Source organism: Burkholderia gladioli (genome assembly GCF_000959725.1).
Taxonomy (GTDB): domain Bacteria; phylum Pseudomonadota; class Gammaproteobacteria; order Burkholderiales; family Burkholderiaceae; genus Burkholderia; species Burkholderia gladioli.
On the sequence record NZ_CP009321.1, the window covers coordinates 16,423 to 31,334 of the forward strand.

The window sequence follows — 14,912 nt, forward strand, 5'->3', positions numbered from 1 at the left end:
TCTGCTTAGTGTGATGAGAGCGCAGCCCATGGCATTGCCGCCAGGACGTCAACGATGACCTTTCCATCAGCTTCCGAGTAGTACTGCTCGGTTTCAACGTCGTACCAAGCGAATTGCGGGCGGCGATCGGCGTTGATCACAATGAGGCTGGCGGGCGGGTCGGGCAGCAGAGCCCGGGAGCTATCGTTACTGTGCTTCATTTCGAGCCTTTGATTTCGTGCCTCGCCGTTTCGTGCCGAGTTGCCCAGTACACGCGGGGCAGTCGAAGCTATGGTGCATCTCGATCTTCGTCTCGTTGTTGCTCACGAGGTACTCCGTACGGCAAGTTCGGCACGGCGCGATCGTAAGGCGATTGTCCGCTGCCATTGCACGGGTGAGGTTGCATCCACGGTCGACTGAAATCGTGTGCTGGCCACCGAAGATTTGCTGGTAGACGTCGTTGGTGGCGATCAGCGCTTGCGGTGCGTTCGCCCCTGCCGCGAGCGCGGCACGATACAGCCACGTGAAGATCGTCCCGTGCAGGCGATTGGTTGGTGCCTCGACGAACCAGGACAGCGAGTTTGGCGTGTTTCCGCATGGGGAACTGGTGCCGTGCATCTCGAAGAACCGTTGGCGCATTGCGTTCGGGTTCAAGCGGAACAGACTTGCCGCAGTCGACGCTCGGCAACCATATGCCATCAGGGCGCTCGCATAGGTCTCGTTCTTGTCACGAGGCAGACGCAGCTCGCTCCAGCCAGCTTTCCCAGCGGCGCTGTTCATCCGGATCGGCGATGTTGCCATGATCTGGTGCACCACCATCTCGTCGGTCAGTCTGCTGGCCGTGAAGTGATACCAGAAAGTCGGTGAGTTGAAGCGCCACCGGAAGAGCGGCAGCCCATTCATTTTCGCGAGCGCGATTTTCAGCCTGTAGGTGGGCACCGAGGCGAGATAGGAGGCGACTTCGGTCCTAATCCCGAGAAGCGGAGCCGCCAAGACGCTAATGTGAATAACGCTCGTGACCAAATCGAGGAAGATCCGGTTATGGTGTTCGACCGAGAACTTTGCTAGCGCGTCCAGCGCGGGCAGCTTACGGATCAGCTGGTCGACAGCAACCGTCGTGGGCGTGTCGTCAACGAAGCAACGCCAATCTTCCACCGATTCGAGCGTCGGGGCGACCATCAGGAACGGTGCGCGGAGGAGGTTCCGTAACGATGCCTCGTTGTGTTTGACCTGATCAATCTCGTCGCGCTCCACGGCCAGGATTCCGTTGAAGGCGCCGTCCATATCGAGCAGCCATCTCATCTGGTCGACCAGGTCGAAATTGGTCTCACGAATGCGATCGCCCAACCAGTCGGGTACATACAGTCGTTCAATCGATCGATAGGTCTCTCGCGAGTTCCTCTTTTCCACTTTTTATCTCTCTTTAACTACACAGCAGTACAACTTGGCCCATTCGTATCAGGCGCGAGCGGCAGCCATCACCTCGCCATGAAACTTTCCGATTAGATCGCCGAAGGCCTGAAACAGCGGCTTGAAGCGCCCGGGGTTTCCATCGGCGGTGGCGAGCAGCTGAGCGCTGTGATACTCGTGAACGAAAGAGCTGAAAGTGTCGATCAGCCCCCGGATCTTCTTCTCGAGTACCTCGCTTGCTTCGATCGAGGCCTGATGCTCCCGGGTACGGGCTTGGAGCTCCGCAAGGCGCGCTTGAGCTTCTTCGAGTTGGGCGCTGGCAGCCTCGAACTCGGCAAGCTTAGCGGTCATGGCGTCTTGCAAGGTCGTATAGGGTTCGGGCAGCGTGGGCACCGGTACTTCGGTCTTTAACGGATTCGACTTGACCTTGGTGAGCTCAGTCGTGAGCCTCTGAATTTCGCGTTCGTTAGTCGCGATCTCTTGCTGCAGTACGCTGACCTGCTTACCGGTTGAGGCAAGCGAAACCTGAGTTTCCTGAGCTCTGACCTTCTCGCGAGCTTGTTCTTGCCTGACGCCTGTGAGCTCTGCCGAAAGACGATCGATTTCTCGTTGTGCGTCGTCCAACCTGCCGACCGTCGACGTCAACTGCGACGTCGCCTCTTCAATGCTGTTGTCTTTTCCTGCGATCTGCTCCTTGAGGGACGCAATGAGCGCGGAGACTTCGCTCTTGGAGAGCGACGGGTCTTCCCGCTTCGCGTCGATCACCTTGTCGACAATCTCGGGACTGATGTTGCTGTGGACGAGTAGCGACATGTCGCTGATCGTCAGCATTTCGACAGCGCCGATGTTGTTAGCGAACTTGTTGTAGCACCGGATGTACAGGCTGACCGACGACTTTGACTTCCGGAACAGCTTGGTGAGATAGGAGTAGACGAGCTCAGCGGCCGTATTTCGGACCTTCCGCGTGTCGCCTTGCGTGCTGACGTAGTGCCCGACTACAGTGGCGTGGATGTGGGCGAAGTTGCCGCCGATCCGCATATGTTCCTGCAGGATCTTTCGGGTCGAATGGGCGACCTCATCGGATTCGTGAATGATGTTCCGAATGAGGTTCTCGGGCAGATCGCCGAACATCTCCCGCGCGGTTGCGCTGAGTTCGAGCTTGTCCGGGACGTGTGCGAAGGTCGCGGGTAGGTCGAGTTCCGCCCCCTCCGACAACGGATTATCGGGAACGGTCGGGTTGAAACCCTCATCGTCATCGGGCCTTTTTGGCGCTTTCTTGGACAAAGCTCTCTCCAGCTGTTTGGGTGCCTTCCCTGGCACAGGTTAGGCGGCGAGGCGGAGCGGGCAGGGCCCGTCCGCCGGAATCGAAACTTGGGGGTGTACAACAGCTTACGCGGCGCGTTTTCGCTTTGAGGCGCGAAAGCTACACGAAATTATGTGTCTTTCGCAGGAATGAAGCGGGGCGACAATCTGAAACGAAAAGTTACGAATTGACACGGAACGTAAACTGATGGTCATTTGTTTACGGCCAAATTTCCCGCAACTTTAAGACGGTGCGCCGATAGTGCTGAGCCGGTCGGGTCGTCTACGCTCAACCGACGTACCACGTTCCATGCGGCCGAGACGTTGATGTTGGGTTTCCCGGACTTCACATGGTGATCCCGTTGGGTCCGCAGCCAATAATCCAGGTCACGCAGGCCAACCAGAGTGAGTGGCAGGTCGGGGGACAGGGAGCATGCGTCATTGGAGAAGACCCCGAGTCCTTGCACATCCCACGTTGCTGGCAACGTTCCACGAAGGAACGCGACTTTTGCTCGGTTCTGGCTGATGGGCGAGCGGCGATCCTCCTTGCGGCCCCCCGGGAGTTGGCAAACCACGTGGTCGGCGGTCCGACCGGGCAGGATCGCGCCCGCCCAGTTCTTGGTTTCGACCACGAAGATGCCAAATGGCGTGACGACGAGATGATCGACTTCCGCGGTCGGAAAGGCGGTCCCGGGCGCATGAAGCAGAAGAAGCGCGGTGGGATGCACATAGAAGTCGGTGCCGCAAAGCTTGCCGAGGATACGGCGCAGTTCGGCATTAACGCGGGCTTCGCCGGCGTCGCCCGAGGCCTGGCTTCGCGTTACCGGGCGGGGGGACTGGTGGTGCGGGCGGGATTTCTTCCACCGCTTGTACAGCGTCCATGCACCGCAGAGAAGGATGATTGTCCAGACCATCGGGATGCGCCTCTTTTGTTGAAGTGACACATCCAGTTTGTCTCGGATTTTTCGAAGTCAAGTATCGGAGAAAGCTGTACGATTTTCTGGAGCATTCTCGGTTTGGCCCCGCAACCGGTTGTGCCGAGTTGGTGTAGCCAAAGCTGTACGCGATTGGCGAGCATTCGGCGCTTCCCTCCGTTCGGCGCGACTTACGCTACCTTTATCACGCGTTTTTGACGCATCGACCTATCTGAGCGAACTCGCTCTGCCATCTCGCGGCACGCCCGCGCTGTATTCCCAATCGGCCTTGAGCTATTTCGTGCGCTGACCTTGTGGTCGCGGACGAAAGCGCTTCGCGCCGTTTTCCTTGCTCGTCTCGAGCATCGAAACCGCCGGGCATTGTCCGGGCATTCCCTTGTTCAATTTTCTCTGGAGAGAAACATGTTGAAGTTCCTGTTCATCGGCGCGCTCAAGTCGCCCGGCAAGTTCCTCGCTTTGTGCGTGGCGCTCTATCTCGCTGCTCACTCGATCATCGTTGCCGCATTCGTCGTGATCGCGGCGGTTGGCTACTTCAAGAGCAACGCGAAGAAGGAGCCCCAGGCTCCCAATCGCGAGAGCGTTGACGGCCACGATGCTGCCAACGCCCGGCAACAGACGAAGCGTGGCCAAGCTGAAACGGCGGGTCCCGACGTACAAGTCGCGCCGGCCCCGCAACGCCAGTATGCGAAGTCGGCGGCCGTCATCCCCATTAATGCTCGGGCGAGCTCGGCCCGAACCCAGTCAATTAAGATGGGTACGAAGTAAGTCCCATAGTTCGGCCGTGCGAAGCAATTCTCGCGGCCACCCCCTTTCTCCCACCGGGAACCACGTTCCCGGTGAGGGCAATGAGGTGCCCGGTTGTAACCCGGAGCACGCTCATGGAACCGCACGTTGCCGGTTGGCAGCTCGACATATTCGGCAGTGCATCGCCGATTCTCATCTCCCCTCCTAAACCCGACCCTCTGCCGGACCCCGATCTCTGGGAGCCGCACGTCCGCGAAAGGCTCGCGGAGGCCGTTGTCTTCTTCGCGCTCGACAGTAGGCATAGCGACAACGTGCCCGAGGCCTTGATCGATTGCGCCGAGATGCTGCATCACCGGCTGTGCAATCGTCCAGTCGACAAGGCAGACTATTACGCGACGCTCGGTTGGATCATGGAGCTTTGGACGGGAGCGATTCCATACCAGGTCGTCTGTGCGCTCGGCCGGGTTCGCCCCCGCGCGATGCAGGATGCAATCCGTGATGTTCCTCTGCTCAATTACGACTTCAACCGACTCAAGCGCTGGTGCAGCGGTCAACTGTCGATGGAGGCGCAATGGGCAGCGTAGGGATGGTCCTCGCGCGGCTGCTTGCCCAGGCGTTCCCGGGCGGACCGCGAAATTCGACAGCAGCTCCGTCGACGTCATCCGCGCCAGCTGAACGCACGGTGGGCTCGGGCGCAGCCAACGAAACTTTTGTGACGATCGGCGGCGTAGCTCATCTGTTCGTTGACGAGGGTGATTGTGTGGTCGAGTTCGCACCGGCCTTTGACGAGGCGCCAGGCGACACGATGTTCGGCACGAAGATCCTGCCGTCGCTAGCCCCTCATTGGGCGTTGAAACACGAACACTCAGTCCCGCTGAAGGAGGCGATCGCAATCGCGATTCGCCGTGGAAGCGCACCGGCGTCTACGCCGTTGACCTCTACCTCGAGCTCCGCCGTTGCGGACCGACGACCAGCGCCACCGCCTGATGCTTCACGGTCTGCTCACCGCGGTGAGAGCGCCGGACGTCGGGTCTCGTCAATGCATGAATCCAGCCTCGGCCGCAATCGGGCCGTTGGTCACGACTACGCGTCCCGTTCCTCCGTGGACAAAGGTCGGATCAGCGGTTGGGGCGAAAGAGAGTTCCTCGACCGTCGCCCCGGTGTATCTCGCACCTATCGTTCATTCGCACTTTGCCTCGATACGTCGAACGGGGAGCGGGTGCTACAGGGCGAAGGGCTGAAAGAGGCGATTGCCGAGTGTGGTTGCCACGTAGGCGACACCGTTGTGGTGAAGCGCCTTCGTAAGATCAAGGTAGCGGCCTATCGAGAGGATGACGGTACACCCATTTACAAAAACGGCCAGCAAGTCATGTGGGACAAGTGGCTGTGGTCCATTACGAAATGAAGGAGTGCTAGATGGCGTCTGTTAATAAAGTCATTATTGTCGGTAACCTCGGTGCCGATCCGGAAGTCCGCTATTTGCCCAGTGGCGATGCAGTCGCGAACCTGCGCGTCGCGACGACCGACCGCTACAAGGACAAGGCGACTAATGATTTCAAGGAAGTCACGGAGTGGCATCGTGTTTCGTTCTTCGGCCGGCTGGCCGAGATCGCGAACGAGTATTTGAAGAAGGGCAGTGCCATCTACGTCGAAGGCAAGCTTCGCACGCGCAAATGGCAAGGCCAGGACGGGCAGGACCGGTACTCGACCGAGATCGTAGGTGATCATCTGCAGATGCTCGGCGGGCGCAATGGCGGCAGTCGTGGCGAAGGCGGCGACCAAGGCGGCTACAACGAATTCGAGCAAGGTACGCGTCGTTCAGCGAGCCCCTCGGACTCGCGCCAGCCTTCCGGTCAACCGCGCGCGAACGCTGCGGCACGTCCACAACGTTCTGCATCTGCTGCTACTCAGCAGTCGTATGGCGGAGGCGGTGGTTTTGCCGAGGTCGACGACGATATACCGTTCCACCTCCATCTTCCGCGCGCGGCTTGGGCCGCGATCTGATCGCGGAAAAGCTCACCACCTCGTTTCGCTCTCCCGTTTTTTCTCACCTATAGCGTGCGATGTGCCTTCGGGCACCTCGCACGCCCTCTTTCTTCTCCCGCGCACTTTCCGGTCTCGATGACGTTGCTGAACCAAGCCAATGCGCTCACGCGCGGCTTCGTTGAGCAAGCGTTTCTGCGCCTGTCTCAGGCATCGAAAACCCCGCAGTCCAACCGGAGAAATCCTTGAACGTGAAGTGCTTTTGCCTTTCGCACAGCTCGAGTCTCTCCGTGTCGCGTCGATACGGCGTGACGTTGGAGACCGTTGCGGACGGAAGTTTTGGTGATCCATCTGTGCTGGCCATCCGTGTGATGGCGGCACGCGTTTCCGCCGTGGGGCGGATGGAGGACGAATCATGCGCGAGTTGAAGAAACTGGTTCTCGCGAACCTGGACTGGTCGAACATCTTTCCGCACTACATCGACTCCCGATTCTTGAGCGGTAAAGGGCGGTGGTGGACGTGTCCGATATGCGACGGGGAGGAAACATTCCGGATCTTTCCTGCCGAGAGGGACCCGAACGGCGGCTGGCATTGCGCCCGCTGCCTGAAGGGTGGTACGGGCGTCCAACTAATCCACGAAGTGACGGGTAAGTCGTATCGCGAGATCTACCACGAGCTCGAGACGGGCAATTACCACGGGGGAATCCCAGCCGCGGTGGTGCGCAAGGCGAGCCGGTTCCCGGCCCGGCCTGAGAAAACTGACGAGCAGAAGTGTCGCGAGATGCAGGCGGCGTGGGACGGTGCCGCTCCGTTGACCGCCGATTCCCCAGCCTGGAAGTACCTGTCCAACAGGATCCCGGGCTTGGAAATTGTATGGATTGGCCGGGATGTCCGTTGCCATCCCGGAATGGAGTACATCGACGCCTTTGGCAAGAAGCAGGGGGCTTTCCCCGTGATGCTTCAGCGTGCGCGATCTCAAGCAGGCAAGCCGCGGCGCATTCACCGGACCTATCTGACGTGTGATGGTGTCAAGGTGCCCTTTTTGACGAAGAAGGGGAAATCTCGAGCGAAGCTTGAGATGAGTGCGCCGGCCGGTAGTTTCGGTTCATCGGTCCTGCTCAATACGAGGAGATCCCGGACGCTTGCTCTTGCGGAAGGGGCGGAGACCGGCTTCGCGGTGGTCGCCCGATATGAGAACCGCATCGAGGTCCGTTGCCTGTTGAACTGCGGCGGCCTCGAGCACGCCGACATCAACTGGGACGATTACGACCACGTGATGATCTATGCCGATAGCGACAAGCTCGACGAGAGGCGCGGTTTCCGACCGGGCGAGCATCACGCGCAAGTACTTGCGGAGCGCATTCGCAAGCACGGCAAGCGCGTGTCGATCGTGAAGTCGGTGGTCGAGGGCGTGGATTTCTGTGATGTGTGGAAACTGCAGTTTCAGCGGCGGGTGCAGCAGCGTGACCTCGCGCAAGCGCGGCTACTAAGAAGGGAAGAAGCGCGCAGACGGAATCTGAAGCGGATCCGTAGCAGTGAAATGTGCGCGGCAATGTAACTTCGGCGCCGGCCAACGGCCGGCGATTGTCTTTCTTTACCCGGTGGGGATACGTCCCCTCCGGGCCGTGTCGCGCCGGGCTACATCAAGGGAGAATGATGGGCTCGTTTCGACTTGTACTGGATGAGTTTGAGATCGTGGAGGTATCAACCCGGGCAGCTGTTGATGGCTCGGCGGACCCCTTCGAAGGTCCTCGCTTCGACGTGATTGATCGGCAGCTGGAAGGTGACGAGCGATACATCTTGAGGGGTGAAGCTTTCCAACCGGCGGTCGATTTCTGTATGGCTTGGCTCGAAGAAAAAGCGAAGAGCAGGCGGCACTAACCATGACGACAAGCGGCTTCCCTCGGGAAGCCGCTTTTTTTTTGCTCAGTCGCGCGAGACCATCAACGCCAGCAGGAGCGCGAATTTGACGATGTGCCAGCAGCCGCTGGCCCAAAACGTCCCGATCGCGCCGACGAGGAGACAGAGAAAGGCGAGGTCCCCAACGCCCCGATTGTGCAGGAAAGCCCCAAAGGTGAAGAGCACCGTATAGCCCAAGACGAGGAAGATGCGGCGCACGATAAAGGGAAGAGCGCGGAACCCCAGGGCTACGGTGGAGAGAGTGCTGGTGATCGCGTTCATTGCTGGTCCTCGACGTTAGCCTTGGGGGCGCGCAAACCCCGGACGAAGTATTGCGCGGCGATGGCGGTCGCGCCCATCGCCAGCCAGAAGTACGGGGACGCCAGCTTGTGGATCAGTTCCCCGTTTCGGATCCATTCGATAAGTTCCAGCACATTCTTCTCCTTTTTATCCGGCGCAGGACGCTAAGCGCGTCGTGAACACCGACCTCGTACTGCCATTTTCGCAGGTTTGCAGGGAAAGCAAATTGGGATCCGGCTAGCCGGTTCGAATCATGTCCATGCGCCGAGTTGGTCGCTGAGCCCGTCGTCGAAGGCCGGTCGGTCCTCGCTACCGTCGCCCACGCTGAGCACGCGGAATTCATCTGAGTCGACCTTGCCGGCGGTACGTATTGGCCCGTCGTGCCGAGGCATGGGGGAAGCTACGGCGGCGGCGGCCGCCACCGCCGGGCGCGCGGAGGCGACTTGGTGGATCAGTTCCTTCCGTAGCGCCGACTCCGCCAGTGCTTTGAGCACCGCGGCTCGGCGGCGCGCCGAGGAGCACGAGCTCAACCGCTCGAACAGCAGCGGCGAGACGAGCTCGTTGATCGTGATGGTCATCTCGATCTTGTCGCTCATGCCGGCTCCTTAGCGCCGCTCGCGCGAGGCACTGGACTCTCCTACCAGCAAGAAGCCTCGGACATTGGCAAGGCAAGGCGCGTCGATCACCTCGATCACGACGCGCGGGAACGCTCGTCTGATGACGGTGGCGTAGAGCGCGGCGCCGCCGCCCGACAGGATGATCGACCTGACATTCGGTAGTCGGCCAACGTTGTTTTGCATTTCCTTCACGACGCCCGAGATCAGCGGTTGCGCCATTTCAAGATAGGGCGCGAGGTCAATTTGCGAGCCATAGAAGAAGAACGGGGTCTGCTCTCGCAGCGCTTTGTCGATGCGTTCGATGTCCTCCACCTCGTCGCTTTGATCTCGTGCGATCAATGCGGCAATCCGCTGATAGATCTGAGATGCCCCGCCGGGCATGCCGCCGCTGCGCTTATCGTCCATCGCGAAGCCGTTCGCATAGACCCAGTCGGTGGTGAAATATCCGACATCAACGACCAGGTGTTCGACGTCGCGACCAAACCCGCCTTGGCGGTTGCTCGATGCGAGAACCAGAGACCCGAGCGGTTGGGGGATCACCATCACCTTATCGATCGTCACTCGGCCGACGCCGAAGTCCAGTTGGCCGGTAAAACGCTCCTTGAGTTCGGCCGCGTATTTCTTCATGTTGTGGACGGGCAGGCCGAGCACAAGGCGCTCGATGTGATCGACGCCGGCAAAGTGAACGGCCCCGAACAGCAGTGCTGCATAATTGGCCGAGAGGACATAGTCGTCCGCGAGGGCGCGGCCGGTATTGCCGTACGCGGCGGTGAGAGAAACGTCCGGGCCGACCTCATATTCCACCTGGTCAACCACGATCCTCGCGACCTTGCGGGCCGTGAGGACGCTTTCGCCGTAGCCAGCGATCGAACGACTCGCCGCGAGCGGCGCGAGCGATGGGAACATGCCGGACGCGACGGCGTTGTTTGCGGCACGGTGCGCGTATTTCGTGTTGCCGTAGCCAACATCGATAGCAAAGACTGCGGTTTTCAAGGGCAACTCCTTCGGTCAGTAGTTTGGAATGGATGCACAAACTCGAACCCCAACCGGGGTTCCGACGCAGCTGCGGACGCAAGTCCGGGATAAAGTCGGACATTGCGAATGCGCCGCAACTGAGGTCGGATATAAAGTCGGAGATTGCGGGTGGTGATCCCTAAATCCCCCGGATAAAGTCCGAGATTGCGTGATTCAGTCTATCGAGCGCGCTGCTAAGTCAAGTTTTGGAAAGCGGCGCACTTCCCGTCAGCTTTCGCGCGATAACGGATGACAATTCGACCTATTCTTGGCATTACCTACCGCGTCATCGACGCATCGAACCCGAGCGCCACGCGCTCACACCCCTCCCTCGGGCCCGTTTTGGGCCTCCAACTCAGTGCAATGTCCGGGCCGCACATTGAAGCGGCCTTTTTCTGAAGTAAATCAAATACACAGTGGTCCACCTTGAGGACCCCTGGACAGTGCGATATCCATACGATTGGCGGCGGTTTGCCGCAATGGGGCGCAATGAGGACATGTGGACACCGGACACCGGACAGTCCACGCGGCCTCGATTGCGTCTGCACACGCCCTTTCAGCGAACGAGCTGGGTGCGTTCAGGAAGCCCGATACACCGCGGCCGACATGAACGTGCTTGGGGGCGGGGGAAGCCATGCGAACCGGAGAAACCGGTGTCGCGATTCCCTGATTGGAAGAACGAACGGTAGGCGCAGCCGTAACCAAAATGCGCATCAGGAATTGCCCGGCACTTAGCCCGGCGTCGGCAACCACCAGGTTAGTCGACGCCGAGACGCGAGAGCGTCAGGCTGGCAGGGTAGCCACGAAGCTGACCTGAGCGGAGTCAATCCGCGCAGCGCGTCCGACAAGCGGGCGTGAAATGGTCGGCAGCGGTTTGCGCGGAGCGCGGACTGCGTCGGCCATGGCAGCAGGATGGACGGTCGGATTGCATGCTCTTCCCATGCAGCGGGCTGATCGGATGGAATCGCTAAAGGAAAGGAAGCAGCAGGACCGCGCCGGCGGATACCGGCGGAGTGCATCGCGCAGGCGATGGCGACAGAGGGAAACGATGGCGCGCCAGGTAGGGGCGCGCAGCGAAAGGAAAAGGTAGCCGTCTATGGGGGCGCGGCGGGGTGGCCACTGTGATTCGCGCCAACCGACGAGGGCAACGCCCAGGCGGAGCGTAGTCGGTCGCTGGTCACCGAGTGGCCATTGGGGCTTCTGCGGCCTGACAACGGTGGCTGCACGCGGCCCCGTTCTTGACGGCCAGGCCTCGAACAGTAGGATGATTCGCGAAGGGAAACCGGATCGGCATTGTCTTGCCGGGCCGATGCTACCGCGGAGCGCGATTGTCGGGCGGCCATCGCCGTTGGATGCGGTGGCCGCGCGCGTCGTTAGTTATGGGAAGCGGCGGGCGTGATCCGCCGGGTGTGAGCGGCGTCAGCCGCAGGAGTAAGTGTATGGCTGCGATCCTCAACGTTCGGGCTATCGTGGGCCGCTATCGACTGTCGCCCGAATTGCGCGACGCGCTCCTGGTGCTATTTAGCGAGCACGTCGCCGAGATTCACAGCACGACGCGGATTAGTATGCGTGCATTGTCGATCAAGACCCAGGAGTATCGGGCGATGGCGATCTGCAAGGCATTCGTTGAGTTGCGCGAAGGCGGGTTTGCGTTGCAGACGCCCTGGTCGCTGAAGGCGAAGCATATCAAGTACCTCGTTGAGCGCTGGGTTGAAGACAAGCAGTCTGGTGGCACGATCGAGAACAAGCTCACCTACATGCGCGCGCTCGCGCAATGGATGGGGAAGGCAAATCTCGTCGGCACGCTGGCGGATTACGTGGATCGCCGCGGGGCGGGCCTCGAACGAAACTACGTGGCGACTGAGGACAAGTCGTGGGTGGCGAACGGTGTGGATGCCGGCGCCAAGATTGAAGAGATCTCGCGGACTTGTCCGTATACGGCGGTGCAGCTTAAGCTGCAGGCGGCGTTCGGGTTGCGCATCGAGGAGAGCTTCATGCTGCGTCCGCTCGAAGCGGTGCGCGACTCGCGGACGCTCGACGTGACGCGCGGAACGAAGGGTGGACGGCCGCGGCAGGTGCCGATAGAGCGGAAGATCGCGATCCTGGAAGAAGCAGCGCGGCTGAGCAACGGTGTCACAGGATCAACCATTCCAGCCGGCCGGACGCTGAAGCAGTGGCGCGACTGGTACTACTACGTGCTAGCCAAGCATGGTGTGACAAAAAACGGCATCGGAGTGACGAGCCACGGGCTGCGTCATGAATATCTGCAGAGGCTTTACGAGGAAGTCGCCGAGGTGCCGGCGCCGATTAAGGGCTCTGCGGCACGGCCCGATCCAGCTGCGCACGCGGAGGCAAAGCGGCGGGTTGTCGTGGCGGCCGGTCATAGTCGGCCATCGAAGGCGAACGCATACTTGTCGACTTTCGCGCGGCAGGCCGAGCTGAAGAAGGCGCTGCCGACCGTTGGCGAGACGAAGGCCGCGCTCGAGGCGGCCGGGGGCAACAAGAGCCACGCTGCGGCGGCGCTTGGCATTTCGAGGCAAGCGCTGTATCGGTTGCTGGGATCGGCTTCATCACGCGGCAGTTCGGCCACTTGATCTGCTGTTAAGGCGTCGTTGGGACAGGTTATAGCCGGGTAGTCTGCAGAAAAGGGCCGGCACTCCGGACTGTGTTCTGCGTGCGAGGCGACGCGTCGGCCAGATCGATCTACGATGGGTCGAAGGCGAGCGGCATCACGGCGTAGTTCTCTCTGCGCGAGAACGGTTCGGCGGGGTGAGACAGCTCCCATGCGTGGTTAGCCTCGGACCAGGCTTGCCATTCCTCGTCCGGGGCATCGACCCGAGGCGGATCGCGGCGGGCGTCTTCGTGATCGCGGCATCGTTGTGCGAAGCTTTCGGCGGCTTCCCTGGTCGCGAACGCGCGGACCGGGTCGCTCCCTTCGTACATCGTGACGGCCTGGACAACAAAGATCACTTGATTCGGCTCCTCGTCGTTCGCCGCTGGAACTTGCGGAGGCCTCCGAGCGGCGCCCAAGCTTCCCTCTGGCGCGTTTTCTCCCGCGTGCGTGCTATCAATGCTGGTCATTCTGCTCCGTCCGTGGCGTCGACGTCGAACAAGTCGCCGATCGCCCAGCGTGAGCGGCGCGTCGCCGCAGCGTTCACACGGCGGCGCTCGGCGTCATGGGCAAGACGACATCGCTGGCAGAGCGCCTTGAGTTGGTCGTCGGAAACGTTCTCACGCACGGTGTCGAGACGCACAATGGCGAGGACGACTCTGGTCCACTTGCAACCGCAGTATTCTGACGCTTTGCAGTAGCCGAGCAGACGGCCGTCCTCGGCCGCGAAAACCTCGCCGTCGCCCTCGAAACGCTGGAACGTGCCTGCGTCCTTTTCGATGCCGCGCACGATGGCGTCGCCGTTTGCCACGTGGCATTGCTCGCAGCGGTTGTCGGCCCTCTCCAGGATGCGTGAGCGCGTCGCGGGCGGTGGTGAAGAGGCGTGCCGGCGGTCCTCAGGTCGGGTTGCCATCGGTTCCTCGCTCTAGCCGGCAGGTGCGGGCGGTTCCCAGGCCTTCAGACGCGTCCGCGAGTCCAGCAATGGTGAAGTCTCCGGTGGAATTCGGGGACGTCGTCGCGACTGACTGGGGCCGTGATCGCTCGTGGCCTACGGCGTGCGCCAGGTGCCGTGCATACGTGGCGACAGCACGCCAGTAAGCCGCCATCGGCCCCTTCCGACGCGCCCACGCGACTTCGGCTTCGTCATTCGCTTGGCTGCGTAGCTCTCGAAGCACTGAAACGATCGCACGACGAGATTCGATTGGAAGGTCGAGAAGGTCGCGAGCCGCGGTGAGCTTCAATAGCGGATTGATATATCCCATCTGGTCCTTTCCCTTTGGTTGATCCACGTGTGCTCGGCGCCACACAGAGGTCGGCGAGCCCATCAGGACTAGGGTAGCTTCAACCGGCGGAAGTCAAGCGTGGACGGTCGAGTACGTGGCGATAGGTTGTGAAAGCAGCAGATCTCCACCAAGTCTCGGGCCAGCGACGGGATCTGCGTGGGGGAGCCGCAAAGCCGTTGGATCCCGATCGGCAGCGGTCCAAGGGGATGCGGGATGAGGCCTGGAATGGAGCGGGAAATAGAGGCTGTAACGGGGATATCGAGTGCGGTGGGCCCGGTAAGATGGGCTTGTCTCTCAGGTTCTGGCGCCGGCCCTCGGATTGCGCTAGAACTCTCGTTTAGCCGGCGCAAGCCGGCTTTTTTTTCGCGCCGCAACGATCGATGCCGCCACGTGCCCGGGCGGTGTATCACGCTCCCGCGTGTTCGATTGGCCGTGGCTTTTCATACGGGCGTCCGCGCCCTGTTTCGGGTTCACCCGGGGCTGGTGTTGGCAGCCGCTTTACTTGGATTCCACGGTGTCTGGATCTCGCGGGAAGGGGATGGCATCGACGACGTATAGCAGCCCCACCAGGGCAGCGACGACAGAGACTATCATCGGGTAGGGCAGTATGCCCGGCTTGATCCAGGCTGCCGGCAAGGGGCAGGCCTCCAAACTCCCGCGTGGCAACGACCGCGCGAAGCATCCCAACATCCAAGCCCACAGTCCCGCAGAGAAACCGAGCAGGAGAAATCCGAACAGGCGACTAGCGATATTCTTTTTCAATTTGGTCCCCGGTTTCATTTTCCGAAAATATCCGCTGCGGCAGTGTCGGCCGCCCTTGTCCGAGTTCCACCCT

The 14,912-nt window shown here is 60.8% G+C and carries 16 protein-coding genes; 6 read left to right on the forward strand and 10 right to left on the reverse strand.

The features are described 5' to 3' along the window. Positions 1–5: 5 nt before the first annotated feature. The 4 genes from BM43_RS38010 to BM43_RS38015 all read right to left on the reverse strand — a co-directional run bounded on the left by BM43_RS38010 (position 6) and on the right by BM43_RS38015 (position 3,605). Positions 6–200: a hypothetical protein gene (locus BM43_RS38010; protein ID WP_036047811.1), complete on the reverse strand. Its 195-nt coding sequence runs from the start codon at positions 198–200 to the stop codon at positions 6–8. Continuing rightward, a complete protein-coding gene (locus BM43_RS00505; protein WP_042284336.1) occupies positions 187–1,389 on the reverse strand; it encodes a FlhC family transcriptional regulator in 1,203 nt (400 codons plus the stop codon). Before BM43_RS00505 ends, BM43_RS38010 begins: the two co-directional genes overlap by 14 nt. 48 nt (positions 1,390–1,437) lie before the next feature. Then, complete coding sequence (locus tag BM43_RS00510) at positions 1,438–2,673, reverse strand: coiled-coil domain-containing protein (RefSeq protein ID WP_036047808.1); 1,236 nt, start codon at positions 2,671–2,673, stop codon at positions 1,438–1,440. A gap of 230 nt (positions 2,674–2,903) precedes the next feature. Then, the gene (locus tag BM43_RS38015) at positions 2,904–3,605 is read right to left on the reverse strand and encodes a nuclease-related domain-containing protein (protein ID WP_080742017.1); all 702 of its coding nucleotides are present in this window, start codon (positions 3,603–3,605) and stop codon (positions 2,904–2,906) included. A gap of 423 nt (positions 3,606–4,028) precedes the next feature. On the opposite strand from BM43_RS38015, the gene BM43_RS00520 reads away from it, so the two are divergent. From BM43_RS00520 to BM43_RS00535, 5 genes are all read left to right on the forward strand, one after another. Beyond that, positions 4,029–4,391 (forward strand): hypothetical protein, encoded by a 363-nt coding sequence (locus tag BM43_RS00520; protein WP_036047803.1) that lies wholly within the window; start codon positions 4,029–4,031, stop codon positions 4,389–4,391. 113 nt (positions 4,392–4,504) lie between these two features. Beyond that, positions 4,505–4,954 (forward strand): hypothetical protein, encoded by a 450-nt coding sequence (locus tag BM43_RS00525; RefSeq protein WP_036047800.1) that lies wholly within the window; start codon positions 4,505–4,507, stop codon positions 4,952–4,954. After that, positions 4,942–5,775: a hypothetical protein gene (locus BM43_RS38020; RefSeq protein WP_080742016.1), complete on the forward strand. Its 834-nt coding sequence runs from the start codon at positions 4,942–4,944 to the stop codon at positions 5,773–5,775. The genes BM43_RS00525 and BM43_RS38020 overlap by 13 nt, the downstream gene beginning before the upstream one ends. A gap of 11 nt (positions 5,776–5,786) precedes the next feature. Continuing rightward, positions 5,787–6,374, forward strand: a complete 588-nt coding sequence (locus BM43_RS38025; protein WP_013699999.1) for a single-stranded DNA-binding protein — start codon at positions 5,787–5,789, stop codon at positions 6,372–6,374. Positions 6,375–6,768: 394 nt separating this feature from the next. Beyond that, entirely contained in the window at positions 6,769–7,911 is a 1,143-nt protein-coding gene (locus BM43_RS00535; protein WP_036047795.1) for a DUF7146 domain-containing protein, read from the forward strand. Between the two features lie 368 nt (positions 7,912–8,279). Here BM43_RS00535 and BM43_RS00545 read toward each other — a convergent pair whose 3' ends face one another. From BM43_RS00545 to BM43_RS00555, 4 genes are all read right to left on the reverse strand, one after another. Beyond that, on the reverse strand, positions 8,280–8,534 hold the full coding sequence (locus tag BM43_RS00545) for a hypothetical protein (RefSeq protein ID WP_013700003.1): 255 nt from the start codon (positions 8,532–8,534) through the stop codon (positions 8,280–8,282). After that, positions 8,531–8,686: a hypothetical protein gene (locus BM43_RS41555; protein WP_167547482.1), complete on the reverse strand. Its 156-nt coding sequence runs from the start codon at positions 8,684–8,686 to the stop codon at positions 8,531–8,533. Before BM43_RS41555 ends, BM43_RS00545 begins: the two co-directional genes overlap by 4 nt. Before the next feature lie 117 nt (positions 8,687–8,803). Beyond that, positions 8,804–9,148 (reverse strand): hypothetical protein, encoded by a 345-nt coding sequence (locus tag BM43_RS00550; protein ID WP_036047792.1) that lies wholly within the window; start codon positions 9,146–9,148, stop codon positions 8,804–8,806. A 9-nt stretch (positions 9,149–9,157) separates the two neighbouring features. Next, complete coding sequence (locus BM43_RS00555) at positions 9,158–10,162, reverse strand: PRTRC system protein D (RefSeq protein WP_036047790.1); 1,005 nt, start codon at positions 10,160–10,162, stop codon at positions 9,158–9,160. A 1,460-nt stretch (positions 10,163–11,622) separates the two neighbouring features. On the opposite strand from BM43_RS00555, the gene BM43_RS00560 reads away from it, so the two are divergent. Beyond that, positions 11,623–12,777 (forward strand): helix-turn-helix domain-containing protein, encoded by a 1,155-nt coding sequence (locus BM43_RS00560; protein WP_036047788.1) that lies wholly within the window; start codon positions 11,623–11,625, stop codon positions 12,775–12,777. A 109-nt stretch (positions 12,778–12,886) separates the two neighbouring features. Here the strand turns inward: BM43_RS00560 and BM43_RS00565 are convergent, their stop codons facing one another. Both BM43_RS00565 and BM43_RS00570 read right to left on the reverse strand, forming a co-directional pair. After that, positions 12,887–13,264, reverse strand: a complete 378-nt coding sequence (locus BM43_RS00565) for a hypothetical protein (RefSeq protein ID WP_036047786.1) — start codon at positions 13,262–13,264, stop codon at positions 12,887–12,889. Then, positions 13,261–13,707 carry a hypothetical protein gene (locus BM43_RS00570; protein ID WP_036047784.1) on the reverse strand — a complete coding sequence of 149 codons (447 nt, stop codon included), beginning with the start codon at positions 13,705–13,707 and terminating at the stop codon, positions 13,261–13,263. Before BM43_RS00570 ends, BM43_RS00565 begins: the two co-directional genes overlap by 4 nt. Positions 13,708–14,912: the final 1,205 nt, after the last annotated feature.